At 52.7% G+C, this 562-nt stretch carries 1 pseudogene; it reads left to right on the top strand.

Annotated elements, in window-relative coordinates:
- Positions 1–351: pseudogene (locus AC1DT3_RS23720) on the top strand (hypothetical protein); the annotation flags it as partial.
- Between the last annotated feature and the right edge of the window lie 211 nt (positions 352–562).

Genomic DNA, 562 nt, shown 5'->3' on the forward strand with positions numbered 1-562 from the left:
GTTTGGGAGATTAGTCGCCTGGGTATTCAACGCTCGGCGGCGGTAAGTAACGCAAGCCAGATTCTTTATGCGCTCATGTTTTACTTTTCCCATCGTTATAGGGCCAAATCGCTAGTTGCGATTGGTGAAGTAAAACAAGAAAGGCTCTTAAGCCGACTAGGTGTGAAAACGCGCCGCTACGGGCCTCCGCAACTATTCGACGTCGGTGATGGACGCGATCCAATTTCAATCGTGGCTGGCGAAACACCAATCGCGGAACAACGGGGAGAACGTTTCGAAGCTCTACTGAAACTGATTGATCACGTGGAGATCCAACATGAGACGTTGGAACTTGAGCGCCTCTCGGCGTAGTTCGCTTTTTCTCCAAAGCTTAGGTCGCACAACAATCGCCCATCAACGCGGACCGCGCTTCGAAACGCTTGTGAAATTGATTGATGACGTGGAGATTCAAGATGAGACACTGGTTCTCGGATCTGACCGCCTTTCGGCGTGATCCTCTCGCTGTTCTCCAGAGCAAAGGGAACGCGGCAACGGAGCCGCTCGTGCCTCTCGCTCTCGGTCC

The sequence above is a fragment of the Microvirga sp. P4_G7 genome (assembly GCF_056401005.1).